Genomic DNA, 1216 nt, shown 5'->3' on the forward strand with positions numbered 1-1216 from the left:
TGCGTGAGCGATCCGGTTGGCGCGGTGGGCCAGCGCACACACGACGATGCCGCCGTGCTTGCCGCGGTCTTTGAGTCCGTGGGCGTAGTTCTTGGCGGCCGACTCGTTGAGCCACAGTCCGATACCGAGGTCGATCAGAGCTCGGCGCAACGCCACGCTGCCTTCGCGGCTGATGCCGCCATCGCGTCGTTTGTGCGCGGACTCGTACTGCATCGGCGATAGGCCCGAGGCACGATAGATCTGCCGCGCGCCCGGCCATCGTTGCGGATCACCGAGAGCAGCAGCGTAATTAGATACTCGCACCACTCCCCAGCCCGGCACCGAGGTCAGCGTCGCATACGGACTGCGAGGCAGCAGCGAGCCCAATGCCGACTCCGCGCAGTGGATCTGATCGTCGAGATCAGCCAACAACGCCAGGTCGGCGGCCAGGATCTGGCGCGCGATCACCGCGTCACGGGTCGGCAGTGCGTCGCGGGCCGCAGCGACCAGACGCTCAGCAACCGGGCGGCGCAACTGCAGGTCGCGGGTTGCAGCGAATCGGATCAGCCGGGTGACTCCCAGCCCTGCCAGGCGAGCCGGGTCGGCGAACTCGGTGGCCACCAGCCGGCCGATCCGAGTCCCCAGTACGTCGGGCAGAGCCAGAGCCAGTCCGGGAAACGCCCGGTCCAGTTGCCCGAGGAGCTGGTTCTTCGTCGCAGAACGCGTGGCGACCCGACGACCACGATGTACAGCCCACGCGCTCATTTCACCGATCACGGCGTCACGGTCGGTGACCGGGCGTCCGTGTCCGGCCAACACGAGTTCGGTAATCGCCTCGAGGTCGATTACGTCGGTCTTGATCCGACGTCGTCCCTGCACCCGGCGTTGCTCTGCCACATGAGCGGGATTGAGTTCCAACACTTCCCATCCACCTGGCCAGCGATGATCGAGCACCGGTCGGTGATAGTGACCGGCAGCCTCCACCCCAACCTTGACCTGCCCCGATATCGGGACCGAGGCCGCCACCTGAGCCACCACTGCGCCAAGACCCGTGCGATTCATCGCGAACTCCGACGGACCGGCCAGCCGCTGGCGAGCCGCGTCGGTTACCGAGAACAACGCCGAGGTCTTGCCGACATCGACGGCAACGACAATCGTGGACGACGTGACTGGAGCTACATGCACAGACACAACAAACACCTCCGGGGCGTGTCAGGAGGTCCATGTGCGTCAACAC

The 1216-nt window shown here is 66.0% G+C and carries 1 protein-coding gene; it reads right to left on the reverse strand.

The window, feature by feature from the left end; all coding sequences use genetic code 11:
* Positions 1 to 1170 (reverse strand): IS110 family RNA-guided transposase (locus ABQE89_RS26225; protein WP_448422151.1); only part of this gene is annotated, 1170 nt, incomplete at its 3' end.
* Positions 1171 to 1216 lie beyond the last annotated feature (46 nt).

The organism is Mycolicibacterium sp. XJ1819 (genome assembly GCF_053483675.1).